The sequence below is a fragment of the Streptomyces sp. IBSNAI002 genome (assembly GCF_052244475.1).
In the GTDB taxonomy this organism is placed as follows: domain Bacteria; phylum Actinomycetota; class Actinomycetes; order Streptomycetales; family Streptomycetaceae; genus Streptomyces.
Genome location: NZ_JBQPXG010000001.1, coordinates 1 through 16247, shown reverse-complemented (window position 1 = coordinate 16247; position 16247 = coordinate 1). Strand labels below are relative to the sequence as shown.

At 64.0% G+C, this 16247-nt stretch carries 12 protein-coding genes and 6 pseudogenes; 9 read left to right on the top strand and 9 right to left on the bottom strand.

What is annotated here, in order from left to right; translation table 11 throughout:
* Positions 1-118: 118 nt before the first annotated feature.
* Entirely contained in the window at positions 119-841 is a 723-nt protein-coding gene (locus ACTVZO_RS00090; protein WP_443296312.1) for an IS6 family transposase, read from the bottom strand.
* 139 nt (positions 842-980) lie between these two features.
* Positions 981-1574, bottom strand: a complete 594-nt coding sequence (locus ACTVZO_RS00085) for a hypothetical protein (RefSeq protein ID WP_443296311.1) — start codon at positions 1572-1574, stop codon at positions 981-983.
* Positions 1575-2308: 734 nt separating this feature from the next.
* Here ACTVZO_RS00085 and ACTVZO_RS00080 point away from each other — a divergent pair.
* Positions 2309-3026 (top strand): annotated as a pseudogene (locus ACTVZO_RS00080) (IS6 family transposase).
* Positions 3027-3609: 583 nt separating this feature from the next.
* Here ACTVZO_RS00080 and ACTVZO_RS00075 read toward each other — a convergent pair.
* The gene (locus tag ACTVZO_RS00075; protein ID WP_443296310.1) at positions 3610-4359 is read right to left on the bottom strand and encodes a transposase; all 750 of its coding nucleotides are present in this window, start codon (positions 4357-4359) and stop codon (positions 3610-3612) included.
* Between the two features lie 321 nt (positions 4360-4680).
* On the opposite strand from ACTVZO_RS00075, the gene ACTVZO_RS00070 reads away from it, so the two are divergent.
* The gene (locus tag ACTVZO_RS00070; protein ID WP_443296309.1) at positions 4681-4953 is read left to right on the top strand and encodes a hypothetical protein; all 273 of its coding nucleotides are present in this window, start codon (positions 4681-4683) and stop codon (positions 4951-4953) included.
* Positions 4954-5399: 446 nt separating this feature from the next.
* Here ACTVZO_RS00070 and ACTVZO_RS00065 read toward each other — a convergent pair whose 3' ends face one another.
* The gene (locus ACTVZO_RS00065; protein ID WP_443296308.1) at positions 5400-6257 is read right to left on the bottom strand and encodes a DUF4394 domain-containing protein; all 858 of its coding nucleotides are present in this window, start codon (positions 6255-6257) and stop codon (positions 5400-5402) included.
* 531 nt (positions 6258-6788) lie between these two features.
* Between ACTVZO_RS00065 and ACTVZO_RS00060 the strand changes: the two genes are divergently transcribed.
* From ACTVZO_RS00060 to ACTVZO_RS00040, 5 genes and pseudogenes are all read left to right on the top strand, one after another.
* Positions 6789-7178, top strand: coding sequence for a hypothetical protein (locus ACTVZO_RS00060; RefSeq protein ID WP_443296307.1), 390 nt, complete (start codon positions 6789-6791; stop codon positions 7176-7178).
* A 215-nt stretch (positions 7179-7393) separates the two neighbouring features.
* Positions 7394-7987, top strand: a complete 594-nt coding sequence (locus ACTVZO_RS00055; protein ID WP_443296306.1) for a transposase family protein — start codon at positions 7394-7396, stop codon at positions 7985-7987.
* Positions 7988-8193: 206 nt separating this feature from the next.
* Positions 8194-9408, top strand: a complete 1215-nt coding sequence (locus ACTVZO_RS00050; protein ID WP_443296305.1) for an IS110 family transposase — start codon at positions 8194-8196, stop codon at positions 9406-9408.
* Positions 9409-9485: 77 nt separating this feature from the next.
* Positions 9486-9779: pseudogene (locus ACTVZO_RS00045) on the top strand (DDE-type integrase/transposase/recombinase); the annotation flags it as partial.
* A gap of 235 nt (positions 9780-10014) precedes the next feature.
* Positions 10015-10401 (top strand): annotated as a pseudogene (locus ACTVZO_RS00040) (IS6 family transposase); the annotation flags it as partial.
* A gap of 49 nt (positions 10402-10450) precedes the next feature.
* On the opposite strand, the gene ACTVZO_RS00035 reads toward ACTVZO_RS00040, so the two are convergent.
* The gene (locus ACTVZO_RS00035) at positions 10451-11608 is read right to left on the bottom strand and encodes a Fic family protein (RefSeq protein WP_443296304.1); all 1158 of its coding nucleotides are present in this window, start codon (positions 11606-11608) and stop codon (positions 10451-10453) included.
* A 165-nt stretch (positions 11609-11773) separates the two neighbouring features.
* On the opposite strand from ACTVZO_RS00035, the pseudogene ACTVZO_RS00030 reads away from it, so the two are divergent.
* Positions 11774-11871 (top strand): annotated as a pseudogene (locus tag ACTVZO_RS00030) (IS6 family transposase); the annotation flags it as partial.
* Between the two features lie 76 nt (positions 11872-11947).
* On the opposite strand, the pseudogene ACTVZO_RS00025 reads toward ACTVZO_RS00030, so the two are convergent.
* The 3 genes and pseudogenes from ACTVZO_RS00025 to ACTVZO_RS00015 all read right to left on the bottom strand — a co-directional run.
* Positions 11948-12064, bottom strand: a pseudogene (locus ACTVZO_RS00025) (IS6 family transposase); the annotation flags it as partial.
* A 76-nt stretch (positions 12065-12140) separates the two neighbouring features.
* Positions 12141-12859: pseudogene (locus ACTVZO_RS00020) on the bottom strand (IS6 family transposase).
* A 184-nt stretch (positions 12860-13043) separates the two neighbouring features.
* Positions 13044-13973, bottom strand: a complete 930-nt coding sequence (locus ACTVZO_RS00015; RefSeq protein ID WP_443296302.1) for a hypothetical protein — start codon at positions 13971-13973, stop codon at positions 13044-13046.
* A gap of 394 nt (positions 13974-14367) precedes the next feature.
* On the opposite strand from ACTVZO_RS00015, the gene ACTVZO_RS00010 reads away from it, so the two are divergent.
* On the top strand, positions 14368-15126 hold the full coding sequence (locus ACTVZO_RS00010) for an IS6 family transposase (RefSeq protein WP_443296301.1): 759 nt from the start codon (positions 14368-14370) through the stop codon (positions 15124-15126).
* 357 nt (positions 15127-15483) lie between these two features.
* Here ACTVZO_RS00010 and ACTVZO_RS00005 read toward each other — a convergent pair whose 3' ends face one another.
* Positions 15484-16038 (bottom strand): hypothetical protein, encoded by a 555-nt coding sequence (locus ACTVZO_RS00005; RefSeq protein WP_443296300.1) that lies wholly within the window; start codon positions 16036-16038, stop codon positions 15484-15486.
* Positions 16039-16247: the final 209 nt, after the last annotated feature.

Sequence of the window (16247 nt, the reverse complement as noted above, 5' to 3'; positions counted from 1 at the left end):
GCCCCTTTTTTCTTGCCAATCCTTATGGGGCAGACAGTTAGGCATTCAGCCGGCGTCGTCAAGTTGTTGGTGGGGTGGCTGGTTGAGGGGGTGGTGGGGCGCTGTGGTGATACTTGGTTCAGGCTGTGGCGGACAGGCCAGGGGTGCCTGTGATGTGGTCCCAGATGGCGAATCGGATGATCATTTCGGTGCGGTACCGGGTGGCGGTGAGCAGGTGGCGGCCGGGGCGGAAATGGGGTGATATCTGGCTGAAGGCAGCGAGGAATTTCTGGGCGGCGCGGGGTGAGCGGAAGTACTTCATGGCCCGTTCCCGTTGCCGGGTGGGCTGGTGGGAGTTCTCGGCCCGGTTGTTCAGTCCCTTGTGCGAGCGGTGTTCCACCGAGGGCATCAGGGCGCGGTGGGCGGTGCCGTAGCTTTTCAGCTTGTCGGTGACCAGCACCCTGGGTACCCGGCACTGCTTCTTCATCAGCTTGGCCATGAACCGCTTGGCCGCCTTGGCGTTCCGCCTGGACTGGACCAGGATGTCGAGGACGTTCCCGTGCTGGTCAACGGCGCGCCACAGGTAGTGCCGCACCCCACCGATCTTGATGAAGACCTCGTCCAGGTGCCGCTTGTCGCCAGCCCGCGGCCTGCGCCGGCGCAGCAGAAGGGCGTACTGGGGGCCGAACTTCTCGCACCAGGCGCGGATCGTCTCATGGGAGACGATGATCCCCCGCGCCAGCAGCAGCTCCTCCACCTCGCGGTAGGACAACGGGAAGCGGTGGTACAGCCACACCGCCTGGGAGATGATCTCCACCGGGAACCGGAAGCCCTTGTACGACACCGCCGCCTCAGACCCCACGACAAGCCCTCCCACATGATCAACAAACCCGACGATCATCCCAGCCCCGGCCCCCACCACTCAACTTGACAGCGCCAACCAGCGAACTACCGAACACCCGACGTGACAAGACCCGCTAACAAAGCACTACTAGGAAATGTCAGCAGCCGACTGCGAAAGCTTCATCGCAGGCCAGGGGATATTGGACTGTTTCATAGTATCCCCCGCGAGCCGGATTAAAAACGAGTATTCCGACTATGGTGTCGCCTTCCTCTAGGATCCCATACACCACCCGCCAATGATTAGCTTCACTCACGATGATTGGCTGGTTTGAGGCGATGTGCTTTTTCAGATTCGCGCTGGACAATGCGATCTGAGTCACGGTCCCCAGCGTCATTACTGGGATCCCCAGCAGAAGGGTTGCAGAAGAGAAGACATCCGCATTGTCTCTCTTTATGATCTCTATGATGTCGCTAGCAGCCATCGTTTCCCAGCCGGGAATTGTGTGCACGGCTTCTCGGTACGGCTTGGCCCCGATGCTGTGCTCTGCCCATTCTGAAATTAGGTACGCGTGCATCATTTCATACAGTGAAACGTTTATGCCCGCCCACTGGTACGCTGTTGCCGCGGCGGCCGCGTAACAGAGCGTGCCCTCTTGGGCTACGGGCTGCACTGTCTTAGATCCGGAAACTACAGAAGGCTTCTGCGGACGTCTGGCTTGGCGCGCCCCTGTGAGGGAGGTCAGTCTGGTCATGAAGTAAGCATTGCATCCAGGGCAAAGGTCGCTCTTAATGGCGTTTTTGAAGCAGGCCTCGTGATACACGTATTCACTGCAGGGGGAGGAGCACCCTACGACGTGATAGTCGGGTACTATGATATCCGAAGGATAAAAATAACAGGGCTCGTAGCAGTATAGGCAGTCCGGGGCTGAGGCGGTAGACTCAAATTCTTTCCGGCGCCGGTCTCGCATGCTTCGCAATTGCTCCTGCCATTCCGTCGGCGCGCCAATATACCGACTGTGGAGAGTCAGGGCTATCGACTTTGGAAGGCCATGATCGCGCATGATTTCTATGAATGGGCCGATCAAAACATTTGAGTCATCCGGAAGGTCTGGGAGTGTAGTATTCCTCAGCTTCCGGAGCGCACGCTCGAAGCAGAAATAGAATTCGTCGTTACCTGTTGTGGACGCTAGTAGGGAGTCTATGCTCCGCGTACCTGCCGCTACTCCGATCTCACGAAAAATCTGACGACCGACTTCCAGGGTGACGACCGTTCGATTATTTGCTTCCATTTCTTACCTCATTTTCCGCGCCATCTATTTATTCGCTTCAATTGGCCATATGGCCAGGCTGGTTAATGCTACAATTCTATGATTCCGGAGATATGTCCGATTGGACAAGCTATTGGCCTCGATCGATGGCACTGTCACCTTGTTTCAGCGGTCTGAGATGATCTTGGGGTTGTGGGTGTCCGGGCGGGGTGGGGTTCGTGTCGTCTGTGGTGCCGTCGTACAAGAACCACCGTTACCCGGCCGAGGTCATCTCGCACTGCGTGTGGCTGTATTTCCGCTTCCCGCTCTCCTTCCGTGAGGTGGAGGAGATGATGCTCGAGCGGGGCGTGACCGTCTCCCACGAGACGATCCGGCGGTGGTGTCTGAAGTTCGGCCAGACGTACGCCAACAGCCTGCGCCGCAGGCGCCCGCAGCCGGGCGACAAATGGCACCTGGACGAGGTCTTCGTCAAGATCCGCGGAGTGCAGAGGTACTTGTGGCGGGCCGTCGACGCCGACGGCAACGTGCTCGACATCCTGGTCCAGAACCGGCTCGACAAGGCCGCGTCCAGGCGTTTCTTCCGCCGGCTCCTGACCGCGACCGGGCAGGTGCCCCGGGTGGTCGTCACGGACAAGCTCCGGTCCTACCAGGCTGCGCACCGGGAGGTGATGCCCTCGGTGGAGCACCGTTCCCACAAAGGGTCTGAACAACCGGGCGGAGAACTCCCACCAGCCCACCCGGCAGCGCGAACGGGCGATGAAAGGTTTCCGCAGCGTCGGCGGGGCGCAGCGGTTCCTGTCGGCGTTCACCGGGATCTCACCCCACTTCCGCCCCCACCGACACCTCATGACCGCCGGACGGTACGTACCGCTTCGAAATGAGGGTCCGCTTCACCATCTGGAACCACATCACCGGCGCCACCGGCATGCCCGCTGAGGCCTGAACCACAGCCGCCGCCAACCCCCGGTGCATCCTGACGCACCCTCAGGCGATCACGCCCTCGATAACGTGACAACACCGACGCAGGCTTTGGTCGAAAGTAGTTGCCGTCGTATAGTCGCCGGGCTTTGTGAGTGCAACACTCTTGTGTGTGACGCCCCCCACATGAGTGTCTGGTCGTCGCGTGAACGGGCCCTGCCCTACCCAGGCGGGGCTTTCGCGCGTGGGCCCCGTTCGGGTCCCCAGGGGTGCGGCGGGTGGGCCGGCCCTGCCCGTCCTGTTGCCCGGGGGATGGGTTGGTGGTCAGGACGGGCCGGGGGGCCGGCGGCCCCCGCCAGGTTTGGGCCGCCGCCGACAGGTACTGCCGGTGCGAGGCACCCTGTCACACCATGGGGCACCCCGGCAGCCATGCCGGTCGGGATCCGGACAGGGAGCTGACCGAACGATCGTTTGGGCTGATCAGTCGTGGTGCCAGTGCTCCGGGGTCTGCCTGGTGCCGGTCTTGGTCCGGTCCAACACGAGCGGCTGACCAGGCAGATCCCACCCGCCACGGGCGCCCGTCCCGTATCTGTGAGCGGTTTCAGCGTTGCCGCTCCAGGGTGAGGACGGCGGCGGCGATGACGCTCATGCGGTTGGGGCTGCAGCGGGCTCTGCGGAAGATCCGCCAGGACTTCAGTCGCGCGATGCTGCGTTCGACCGGTGCACGTGCCGCCGAGAGAGCCCGGTTGATCGTCTGCTGGGTCGCGGTGAGTTCCTGAAGAGGCAGCCTCCTGATCGGTGTGGTCACCCAGGGGCCGGCCCCGATGTAGGCGCGGTCGGCAAGGATCGGAACTCCTTGGCGTTCACAGATCCGGATGATGCGGTGGGTGCGGGCCGCGGTCAGGTCGTGGGTGCGGCCGGGCAGCGCGGGCGAGATCCACAGCAGCTTGCCTGCGGGATCAGCCACGACCTGCACGTTCACGCCGTGACGGCGGTGCTTCTGGGAGAAATCGGCCCGGCTGTCGCCGACGCGGTCGCACTCGGCGAGCGTCCCGTCGAGCAGGACGTGATCAGGATCAGCCTCCCGCAGGACACGCAGCAGGCCGGGTGCTCGGCGGGACAGGTGCTCGACGACGGCTGTGACGTAGGCGTGGGCGGTGCCGACGGATATGCCGAAGCCGGCGGCGATCTGCGCGAGCGTGTCGTGGCGCCGAAGGTAGACCAGGCCGACGAGGGCACGCTGATGAGGCGGGAGCTTGCAGCGTCGGTCACCCTCACGGGTGACGATGAGCATGGATACCCACTCGACCAGGGCGTGAGGCAGGTCGAGTGCGGCAGGATAGGGAACCAACGAGGCTCCTGCGCTGATGAGTTGAGACGTCGAACACCTCTCTCAACGGCACAGGAGCCTCGTGCGTTGCGGGACACCGGCCCGTCACCCGATCAGAGGCCACTCTGAAAACGCTCTGTGACCGAAATTGCCTCGCCCCTACCGTGATCGTGGCGTGCCAGGAGGGGCCTTCGGAGGTGGGCGGGAGCGGTTTACGGAGCCCGAGGCATCTGGGGCATTTTTCAGACTAACTGTCAGTTTACGGTCCTCTTGGGGGAGGTTGAGAAGTGTTCCGGGCGTGCCGTCAGGGCCTGCCTGTCCAACCCTCGCAAGGACGTGCGCATGAAATTTTCGACGAAGCTGGCCGTGACCCTCCCCAGCATCCTCCTGACGGGGGCCTTCGCCGCAGGGCCTGCGATCGCCGCCGGCCCTGCCCCCGATCCCACCCCGCCGATGCAGGCAACACTGGTGGTCGGCGGCGACTACCACCACGTCATGGGCGACCAGCAGAACGGCCACGGCGCCATTCACATGGGATCCGGGTCGGGGCACGTGTTGGGCAACGTCGGCCACAGCATCCTGACCCACTGCATCGACTTTCACTGCACCCCCTGACCGGAAACCCATGGCCTGCCCGGAAGATCGTGTAAGTCTGTTTTCTGATGACTTGGGCGGGGTCGGTTGGCCCTACCCGGTCGTCGTCGTGGAAGCTGAACCGCCCTGCGGTCGGCCTTTCCAGCCGCCCTCACGGTCTGCCCGACACTCGGCCAAGCCGCTCCTCGATCCTGGTGCCGAGCCTGGCTCTCCGGGTCGAACCGGCCGAGCGCCGAGGCGGCGGCCTGACAGCCACTTCTCATGGTTTCTCCGGGACCTGAACACCGTTCAAGACACTGTTGCCTTGCTGAACACAGCATCCGGATGCCAGCCGTTGACCGACGCCGAAGCTCCTGGCGGGTGGGGGACCTCGTTCGAGCCCGTCTGCCAGGAGCTTGGCCGCTTGTCCTGCAGTCATCAAGCGCGCGGCTGCGGCCGGGTGTCAGGCCGGCGGTGGTGAGATCTAGCTACTGGGCGGTGTTGTCGTCGAGGGTGACGGCGATGTCCCGGACCTGGTTGTTGGTGCCGAAGGTGCCGAGTTCGGTGGTCTGGCCGTTGAGGATGTCGACGCTGGCGAGGCGGTAGCCGCCGCGGCCCAGGGCCTTGAACACGCTGTAGCCGGTGTTGAAGCCGGTGACGGTGTTGTAGCGGATGTCGAAGCCGGCGTCGCCTTCGATGTCACGGCCGAGGTCGCCGAGGGATGCGAGGAGGCCGTCGTTGCCGGGGGACAGTACCGAGGCGCGGTCGGTGACGGTGTCGAGGACGAAGGCGGTGGAGTCGGTGGACTCATCGCGGTCGTTGTTGGTGTAGCCGAGCGCGGTGACACCGAGCGCCGTCTCGTTGGGGGTCTCGGCACGCCGCAGCGCAGCATGGCTGGTGGTGGTCCGGGTGTTGAGGTCGTGGGTGAGGTTCTGGCCGGTGTCGGAGACGATGCGCATGTTGTCGGCCGCCGCGTCGAAGTCGAAGCCGAAGGCGGTCCCGTCCAGAGCGAGCGTGAGCACGCAGACCTTGCGGGCCTGTGCGTTCTCGGTGTCCAGGACGTAGACGCCGCCCCTGTCACCCAGGCCGTAGAGCCGTCCGTCCTGGACACGGAAGTCGATGGCCAGGATCTTGGTGTCGTCATCCAGGCCGGTTACCTTGCCGATCGCCTGGGTCTTGGAGGGCTGGTCGACAGGGAACTCGACCAGCCGCATGTCGGTGGTCAGACCCAGAGCGACCGGAGCACGCTCCATCGGCGGCTTCGGGTTCGCTGAAGCAGCAGCCGGCATGACGACGGCAGCAGCGAGAGCGGCAGCAGCAACGGCAGTGGCGATACGCAGGTTCACGACAGATCCTCTTGCAGGGCGGGCGGAAACGACGCGTCGCAGCCTGACCCAACCCCGCCCCGGCAGCCACGAGACTCGCGCAGACCCCTCACGATCAGACCACCCCGTCACCCACCCAGACCCCACAGATCCTCAGAAGCCCGATGGTGAGCTGGCCCCGGTCGCAACGGCCGCCCCTGCGGCGGGAGTGCGAGCAGCAGCGTGGGAGCGCGGTATGACAGAACCGTAGGCGCGGAGCTTGTCGGTGGCGATCACCTGGGGCATCTGCCCGGTGGTGGTGAGGACCCGGCACAAGAATGTGCTGGCCGGATCTGCAACTGAAGGGTCAGCCCTCAATTACCAATGGGCAACAGGGTCAATCAGTGCCTCAAAGTTTGGCCAGCAAGGCCGGCTTCTCCAAAGGCGATCCGAGATAATTGAAGCCCCTCCTACACTCCTACACGAACGCCGGATCTCCACCAGCACAGGTAGGGCTGCCGCTTCCTTCCTTACATCCGACTCCTCGCACTCAGAAGTAGAAAAGAAAATCTCATGCATGCTACACGTTCCTTGCTGGTAAGTGCCACTGCGCTGCTCTGCGTCACGACTTTCAGTACAGCGGCCGCCCATGCTGCAAACGCCGCAGGCGGGGCCCGCGATAATGCGCCTTACATCATCACAAATCATACCGGAACTGCTTTCGGCGTTGTCTGCCAAAACTGCACCCTGAACGACAAGAGCGGCTCACTCAAGCCTGGTGCAACAATCAAGGCAACCCCCGAAACGCCTTCGGCTCAAGCATATTTGAATGCAACCGAAATCAATGTCGCGATAAATTTGTCAACGGGAACATGTGGAGCACTCGCAGGCCCAAAGCCAATTTGCAGCATTGACGTCGAAAATAATTCGACTACACTCAATGGATTTCAAAGGCAAGGATGATCCAATCATCCCGGTGGCACGACAATTGGTGTGCGAGCCATAAGCAGCACATCCAGGGCGGATCCGGCCCCACCCCAGGGCTGATTCATAGTCCTGATGGCCTGGATAACTTGCTGGTCACAGGGGCGTGACGAACCTTCAGTGCGGCATTGGGGCATGCACCGAGGCTCCGATGATCAAGGTGACCTTCACGTCGCCTGATCATCGGAGCCTCGATGTGCCGCCAGTCTGCCACCGTCTGTCTGACCAAGTCGCCCTCGCGTCGGCAGCGTGAGCTCCCCGACATGAACGTTCGGCTGAGTGCCCTGCCCGATCCGCGTGATCGCCGCGGACGCCGCCATGCCCTTGCCTCGGTGCTCCTGGCCGCGGCGTGCGCGGTTCTGGCCGGCGCACGCTCCTACGCCGCGATCGGGCAATGGGCCCGCCACGCACCCCAAGACACCCTCGCCCGCCTGGGGTTTCATCCGCGCAGCCCCCTCGGGGTCCGCCGTCCGGCCTCGCTTTCAACGGTGCGCCGAGTGCTGGTCGCCGTGTGCCCCGGTGGACTCGCCGACCTCCTCGGACACAGTCCGGCCCGCCGCCGCGTCAACGTCCTCTGGGCCTGCAGTTTCCCCGTGATCCTGGACACGGTTTCGTTATGCCGCGAGGGTCTGATCTTGGTGGCGCAGGCGGGTCTCGTGGGGTGTGAGGTAGCCCCAGTGGCCCCTCCAGCAACCCCGACCAGACAGATGATCATGCCGCCGAGCGACACCCCCGTTATGTTTTTCGCGGTCCTGCAACGGGACCGCTGGCCTCCGGGCCCGGTATGACTGTGTCCCCTCTGTCGAACGGATGACCTGGGGGGTGGTGTCGCCGGGTCCGTGGGGTGCCGTCACAGACGCTGATGAGAGACCCGGCCACCGCCCGGTCCGGCGCAATGCCGGACAGTTCTCGGGCGGCAGGTCTGCATAACGTGGATGCGCGAGCACGGTGCCATTGCCGAGGCCGGCACGGTCAACCACCTGGAAAGGGTGCGATGTTAGACACCGAAGGCGTGGGCGTCTTCCTAGGGATGGACGTCGGCAAGACGGCCCATCACGGCCACGGGCTGACGCCGACGGGCAAGAAGGTCTTCGACAAGCCGATGCCCAACAGCGAACCCAAACTGCGGGCCGTCTTCGACAAGCTCAAGGCCAAGTTCGGCACGGTCCTGGTGATCGTCGACCAGCCCGCCTCGATCGGTGCCCTGCCGCTGACCGTCGCCCGCGACGCGGGCTGCCAGGTCGCCTACCTGCCCGGACTCGCCATGCGGCGGATCGCCGACCTCTATCCGGGCGAGGCGAAAACCGACGCCAAGGACGCGGCGGTCATCGCGGACGCCGCCCGCACCATGCCGCACATCCTGCGCTCGCTGGAGCTGACCGACGAGATCACCGCCGAACTCACGGTCCTGACCGGCTTCGACCAGGACCTCGCCGCCGAAGCCACCCGCACCAGCAACCGGATACGCGGCCTGCTCACCCAGTTCCACCCCTCGCTGGAGCGCGTGCTCGGGCCCCGGCTGGACCACCCCGCCGTCACCTGGCTCCTCGAGCGCTACGGATCCCCCAACGCTCTGCGGAAAGCCGGCCGCCGCAGGCTCGTCGAACTCATCCGCCCCAAGGCTCCGCGGATGGCTCAGCGGCTGATCGATGACGTCTTCGGTGCCCTCGACGAGCAGACCGTCATCGTTCCCGGCACGGGCACCCTCGACATCGTGATCCCGTCCCTGGCGGCCTCGCTCGCCACGGTCCATGACCAGCGCAGGGCACTCGAAGCCCAGATCAGCAGCCTGCTGGAGGCCCACCCTCTTCACCCGGTCCTGACCTCGATGCCGGGAGTCGGAGTCAGGACCGCTGCCGTCCTGCTGGTCACCGTCGGCGACGGGACCGGCTTTCCAAGTGCCGCCCACCTCGCCTCATACGCCGGCCTCGCTCCCACGACGAAATCGTCGGGGACCTCGATCCACGGCGAACACGCACCCAGAGGCGGAAATCGGCAGCTCAAACGCGCGATGTTCCTCTCCGCCTTCGCCTGCATGAACGCCGACCCGGCCTCCCGCACCTACTACGACCGGCAAAGAGCCCGCGGCAAGACCCACACCCAAGCCCTCCTCCGACTCGCCCGCCAACGCATCAGCGTCCTGTTCGCCATGCTCCGAGACGGCACCTTCTACGAGTCCCGAACCCCCACCATCACCCTCGCCGCATGACCATCCCAAACAGCCTCATACCCGGCACACGTCCTTGACGAAAGACATAGAGACACCCCCCCTGAACCTGACAATGCCTCCGCTCCTACGGGGCTGCGCACCGGGAGGTGATGCCCTCGGTGGAGCACCGCTCCCACAAGGGGTTGAACAACCGGGCGGAGAACTCCCACCAGCCCACGAGGCAGCGCGAACGGGCGATGAAAGGATTCCGCACCGTCGGCGGAGCGCAGCGGTTCCTGTCCGCGTTCAGCGGGATCTCACCCCACTTCCGGCCCCACCGGCACCTGATGACGGCCGGACGGTACCGCTTCGAAATGAGGGTCCGCTTCACCATCTGGAACCACATCACCGGCATGTCCATGACGGCCTGAACAGCAGACCGCTGGCACCTCATCACACCCTGACGCACCATCAAACGATCACGCCCTCGATAACGTGACAGTGCCCTTCAAACAGGCCGAACTCCGTGCTCACGCAGGCTCTCCACGACACGCCGACACCAGTTCGACACGCCGGGAAAGTCACGCAATGGGTGGGGAGATCACCTGAGCAGGTTTGGCCACCTCAAGAGCGACACCTGGGGAGTTTTCTCGAGCCCCATCACCGCGCGACAAGCCGGCGGCCAGGCGCTTCTTCCGACGGCTCCTCACGACGACCGGGCAGGTACCCCGGGTGGTCGTCACGGACCAGCTCCGGTCCTACGGGGCTGCGCACCGTGAGGTGATGCCCTCGGTGGAGCACCGCTCCCACAAGGGGTTGAACAACCGGGCGGAGAACTCCCACCAGCCCACCCGGCAGCGGGAACGGGCGATGAAAGGGTTCCGCAGCATGGGCTCCGCGCAGCGGTTCCTCTCCGCGTTCACCGGGATCTCACCCCACTTCCGGCCCCACCGGCACCTCATGACCGTCGGCCGGTACCGCTTCGAAATGAGGGTCCGCTTCACCATCTGGAACCAGATCACCGGCGTCACCGGCATGCTCGCCACGGCCTGAGCACTGGACCAGACCGGGCCCCGGCGCGCCCTGACGCACCCTCAGGCCATCACACCCCCGACAACGTGACAGTGCCGTAGGGGTTGATGATGCGGTGCGGTCGGCGGGAGGTCGCCATGACGTTCTGCGGGAAGCGGGGGCCGGCCACGTAGTGGCGTCCCTTCGTCTGCCCGATCGCGGTGAGCACGTCGGCCTTCGTGAGGGCCTGCAGGTCCCGGGTTGCCTGCTGGGTGTTGATGGCTTCCTGCCGCTCGTAGCGCGAGCGGCGTACCCGGCCTACCATCGCGACCTCGTGGAGGGCGGTCACTTGCCGCTCGCTGATCCCGTTGGCGTCGGCGTGCTCCATCAGCTCGATCCAGACCTGGTTCGAGCGGTCGACCCGGTGCTGGACCCGCTGGGCCTGCTCGTGGTAGGCGCGCAGGTTGAACTTGATCCAGGGCAGGGTGTCGCGTTCGGGTGAGTACACCGGGCCGCCGACCTCGCGGAGCACCTTGTAGTACTCCCAGGTGTTGCCGGGCATCCCGAGCCATTCCTCGATCGAGGAGAACTCTGGTGCGAGAACCCCGCCGCGGGCGATCAGCAGGGTCTGCAGGGACCGGGACATGCGGCCGTTCCCGTCGGACCACGGGTGGATCTTCACGAGGTTCAGGTGCGCCATCGCCGCCCGGATCAGGACGTGTGCTTCGGTGTCGCCGTCGTTGAGCCAGTCCACCAGCTCCGCCATCAGGTCCGGCACGAGTTCTTGGTCGGGGCCGTCGTAGTCGGTGGCGAGCTCGTCGCCGGGCGCGGTGATCCGGATCGAGGTCTTGCGCCACTGCCCGGCGGTGCGCAGGGGGTGGTGGTGGCCCTGGAGCATCCAGTGCAGCGCGTTGAGGAGTTCCTTGGTGTACCGGAAGTCGGCGACGTCGTGGAGTGACTGGATGTACGTCATCGCCTGCTGGTAGGCGAGGGTCTCCGCCTTGTTCTCCTCGCTGGCGTCGACTTCTCGTTCGCCGTCCATCAGGTCGGCGACGTCTTTCGCGTCGACCTGGTAGCCCTCGATTGTGTTCGAGGCGGCGATCGCGCTGGCGGTCAGCGCCTTGCGCAGATCCTGGGTCCACTTCATCGGCGCCTGCTGCACCGCGTCGCGCAGCCGCTCGCGCAGACCGTTTACCTCGTCCAGGACCTTGAGGTCTGACGAGTCGAGGGTGGGAGTCCTATACAGCATGACTCAATGATACCAGCTACCTATCATTGCGGTAGGTCAAGGTCCGCCTGTTATACAAGCCACCGCCCGCCGCTACCAGGGCTGCAGCTCCTCGGACGGTGCTGTCACGTTATCGGTGGCGGGTGGGATGATCTTCGGAGTATCCGTCTGGGGAGGGGGCCGGTCGTGTCGTCGAGTGCGCCGTCGTACAAGAATCACCGCTACCCGCCGAGGTCATCTCGCACTGTGTGTGGCTGTACTTCCGTTTCCCGCTGTCCTTGCGTGGGCGTTGTCACATTGTTGGCAGCATGATCGTTTGGTGGCGCGTCAGGGCCTGGTGGGGTATCGCCGACCCGTTGCTCAGGCCGTGGCAAGCACGCGGGCGGCGCCGGTGGCCTGGTTCCAGATGGTGAAGCGGACTCTCATTTCGAAGCGGTACCGGCTGGCGGTCATGAGGTGGCGGTGGGGTCTGAAGTGGGCGTTGTCACATTGTTGGCGGCATCATCTTTTGATGGTGCATCAGGGTGCGCTGAGGCCCGGTGGTGGGCGTGCTTCAGGCCGTGGCGGGCATGCCTATGGCGCTGGTGATCTGGTTCCAGACGGTGAAGCGGACCGCCATCTCGAAGCGGTACCGGCGGGCGGTCATCAGATGGCGGTGGGGCCGGAAGTGGGGTGAGATCCCGGTGAACGCGGACAGGAACCGCTGCGCTCCGCCGGGGCTGCGGAACCCCTTCATGGCGCGTTCCTGTTGCCTCGTTGGCTGGTGTGAGTTCTCCGCCCGGTTGTTCAAACCCTTGTGAGCACGGTGCTCGACCGAGGGCATCTCCTCACGGTGCGCCGCCCCGTACGACTTCAGCTTGTCGGTGACGATCACCCGGGGCGCCTGCCCGGTGGTCTTCATCAGCCGGCGGAAGAAACGCCTGGCCGCAGCCTTGTCCCGCCGGTTCTGGACCAGGATGTCCAGCACGTTGCCGTCGGCGTCCACAGCCCGCCACAGGTACTTCTGAACCCCGCCGATTTGATGAAGACCTCGTCGAGGTGCCATTTGTCGCCGGGCTGTGGGCGCCTGCGGCGCAGGCTGTTGGCGTAGGCCTGGCCGAACTTCAGGCACCACCGCCGGACCGTCTCGTACGAGACGACCACACCGCGCTCGAGCATCATCTCCTCCACCTCCCGGAAGGAGAGCGGGAAGCGGAAGTACAGCCACACGCAGTGCGCGATGATCTCGGCGGGGTAGCGGTGATTCGCGTACGACGGCACCACGGACGACACGAGCGGACCCCTCCCCGGGCACCCACAACCCCAAGATCATCTCAGACCGCTGAACAAGGTGACAGTGCCTTCAGCTGTAGTACCGGCGAGTACACACCGTCACGAACGGCCGAATCGTCACACCGGTCATGGCCGACCAGGCCACTCCAGCAAGATCCTGGTACGAGCTCTTATCGAGTCGAGCTCACCATCCGGTGAAGTCAGCGTCTGGTACGGCTTCGATGGTGGCTGCGGGTATTGGTCGGACGTTCTCGACCATGACGTGGTCGCCGACGGTGTAGACAGTGCAGCTGTTGTCGGCGTCCACGACGGCGTTGTCGGTGGCAAGCACCTTCGTTCCGGCACGAGCCGTGATCCGGGATGCTCCTCCGGCTTTGATGAGGCAGCCTTCACCGACGACGTCGGCATGGCCTTGGCCTTGTGCTGATCCATTCACGCCGTTTCCGGTTGCGTCGATGCGGGCACCTCCGTAGGCCCAGACAGTTCCCGCTGAGGCGTAGACGATGGCAGGCCCCTCGGCTTGGACCGTACCTCCGCTTGCCCTGACGGTTCCGTTGGCGGCAAAGACCTCGGCGTTGGCGCTCGCGTTGACGGTGCCTGCGCCATGGGAGAGGAATTTCCCTCCACTCACGTTCGCGGTGTACACGTTGCCGTAGCAGTTGGTTTCGCCGCCGCTGCAGTTCAGTGTCCTGGGATTGGTGGCGTGGACCGTGCCACCGGTCACTGTCGCGGTTCCGCCGGTCATCGTGACGTAGCCGCCTTGGCAGTTGACTACCGTGCCGTTGGAGGTAACCGTGGCAGATCCCAAGACAGTGATTGCCCCCAATGTGATATCGACGGCAGACTCGCCCGTGGCGGTGATCTGACAAGCCTGATTCGGACCGTGCCCTCGGAGGGAGAAACGGTCGCCAGTATTCCTGCTGCTTAGTCGTATCTCCTGGACGCCGTTCTCACCGAGGGCTTTTTCAAGGCCTTTTTGCGTGTAGACAGTGCGGATCCGGCCACGCTGGACCTGAGCGAAGTAGACACTTGCGTCACGGTCGGTGCCACGGAACCGAGCTATGTCCTCGTCCGGCAGTTTGTTGTAGATGGTCTGCCAAACGTCTTGCGTCAAGCGCTCATCGAGTGGGGTGCCGTCGAACTCGTCCCACCCGGCCGATTCGTCTCGCCGACGCTTTGACCCAGACGGAGGGCCGAAGTTTTGTTTCCCTGATTCCATCAGATTCTTTTTCTACTAGTGTGGTCATGCTGAGACTCTCGTGCTGCTGCCGCCCGGGGCGAGCGAACTCCAGGAGCTACCGAGGCCGCTTGCGCAGTTCTGCAACGCAGCGTCTCCCCGGAACCCAATACGATGGGATTCCAATCAGGAAATCCTTTGGGCATCATCTCGGTCACGGGGGGTGTCTTTATGTCTTTCGTCAAGGACGTGCGCCTCACAGGGCTTGCCCGGGTGGTCTTGGCGATGTTGTTGACTCCGAGGGCACCGTCACGTTGTCGGTGGCGGTGAGATGATCTTCAGGTTGGTCTGTCTGGGGAGGGGCCCGATCGTGTCGTCAAGGACGCCGTCGTACAACAACCACCGTTACCCAGCCGAGATCATCGCCCACTGTGTCTGGCTGTACTTCCGCTTCCCGCTCTCCTTCCGAGAGGTCGAGGAGATGATGCTCGAGCGCGGCATCACCGTCTCGTATGAGACCATCCGCCGGTGGTGCCTGAAGTTCGGCCAGACGTACGCGAACAGCCTGCGCCGCAGGCGCCCGCGACCCGGCGATAAATGGCACCTCGACGAGGTCTTCATCAAAATCAACGGAGTGCGGAAGTACTTGTGGCGAGCCGTCGACCAGAACGGCAACGTCCTCGACATCCTGGTCCAGAACCGGCGCGACAAGGCCGCGGCCAGGCGTTTCTTCCGCCGGCTCCTCACCACCACCGGGCAGGTGCCCAGGGTGGTCGTCACGGACAAGCTCCGCTCCTACGGAGCCGCGCACCGTGAGGCGATGCCCTCGGTCGAGCACCGTTCCCACAAGGGGTTGAACAACCGGGCGGAGAGCTCGCACCAGCCCACCCGGCAGCGGGAACGGGCGATGAAAGGGTTCCGCAGTGTCGGCGGGGCGCAACGCTTCCTGTCGGCGTTCACCGGGATCTCACCGCACTTCCGGCCCCACCGGCACCTGATGACGGCCGGCCGGTACCGCTTCGAAATGAGAGTCCGCTTCACCATCTGGAACCAGATCACCGGCGCCGCCCGCGTCCTTGCCACGGCCTGAGCAACGAGTCGGCAACACCCCACCAGGCCCTGACGCGCCACCAAACGATCATGCTGCCAACAATGTGACACCGCCGATCATGTCCCTCGACCCCACCGGCAGGGGCCAGGCCCGATGGACCATGCGCTGGAAGACCGCCCTGAACGCCTTCGACATCACCTTCGACGGCCGCCTCTCCGCAGCCCGCCAGTAACCCCAACCACCCTCGTTACACCGTTCGATTGACAGACCCGTAGACAAGCATGCGAAGCCTCTGGTGGACACGGTTCTCTTGGTCGAAAACCGTCTACCAGGGGCTTCACTGCATTGTCAGGCCAACTGACAACCTGCCGAGGCAGGTTGGAAAAGGCTCACTGCCTAGCCCTGGCTTTGGATCAGATTCCAGTGGTTGTTTTGGTTCGCGGGCTGGCAAGAGTAGGTAGACGGGAATGAGAGTACGTCGCAGTCGGAGCCAGTTCCTTCTGATTTGAGGTAGACCGATCCGTACTCCTCTGAGTCCAGCTCGAGCTGGTAGGGCCAGGAAGAGGATCCCCACAGCCCGCCGATGGTGACGGATTGGCCGGGTCCTACTGCGGAGGTTCCGGATGATGTGCTGACGCTGCAGCCGTCCGGCCCCTGGCACCCGTTTGAGTTTACAGTGAGAGTGAGGGAAGTCTGGTTTGTGAGGACCGCCTGGTTGATCTCCTGGACCTGTCCGAGAACGCTGTGCCCCGATCCGGTGGTGGCGTTGTGGCCGTATTTGATGTTGCCGCAGGCGTTGTGGTTGTGGTTGCCTTCGACGTGGATGAAGCAGATGTTGCTCCCGCCGTGGTCCTTGCCGTCACCGTTGTTGTTGGCGTGTGCGCTGGTGCCGAGTCCGGTGAGGGCGAGGAGTGTGCTGGCGATGGCGAGCGCAGAGCGCGTGTAGCGCATCCGATTTCCTCTTTCTGTTGGGTGTGGTTGTTGCATTTTGTGTGGGGTGTGGTGGTGGGGTGGGGGAGGCTCGGCCGTTCGGTCGGGTGAATTGGTGGGGTATCTTGTTTCCTGTTTCTATCTTGGCTTCAGAATGATGCAGGGTTGGTTGGAGCGGTAGGGGAGCGGGCCCGTGAAGCGGGCACATCCCGGCTCGCAGAGCGGGCTGT

Excerpts from the sequence above, each read along its gene's own strand:
- ACTVZO_RS00085 (WP_443296311.1), bottom strand. The coding sequence starts at position 1,574 with ATGACCAGACTGACCTCCCTCACAGGGGCGCGCCAAGCCAGACGTCCG.
- ACTVZO_RS00070 (WP_443296309.1), top strand. The coding sequence starts at position 4,681 with ATGAAATTTTCGACGAAGCTGGCCGTGACCCTCCCCAGCATCCTCCTG.
- ACTVZO_RS00060 (WP_443296307.1), top strand. The coding sequence starts at position 6,789 with ATGCATGCTACACGTTCCTTGCTGGTAAGTGCCACTGCGCTGCTCTGC.
- ACTVZO_RS00055 (WP_443296306.1), top strand. The coding sequence starts at position 7,394 with ATGTGCCGCCAGTCTGCCACCGTCTGTCTGACCAAGTCGCCCTCGCGT.
- ACTVZO_RS00050 (WP_443296305.1), top strand. The coding sequence starts at position 8,194 with ATGTTAGACACCGAAGGCGTGGGCGTCTTCCTAGGGATGGACGTCGGC.
- ACTVZO_RS00035 (WP_443296304.1), bottom strand. The coding sequence starts at position 11,608 with ATGCTGTATAGGACTCCCACCCTCGACTCGTCAGACCTCAAGGTCCTG.
- ACTVZO_RS00010 (WP_443296301.1), top strand. The coding sequence starts at position 14,368 with ATGATCTTCAGGTTGGTCTGTCTGGGGAGGGGCCCGATCGTGTCGTCA.
- ACTVZO_RS00005 (WP_443296300.1), bottom strand. The coding sequence starts at position 16,038 with ATGCGCTACACGCGCTCTGCGCTCGCCATCGCCAGCACACTCCTCGCC.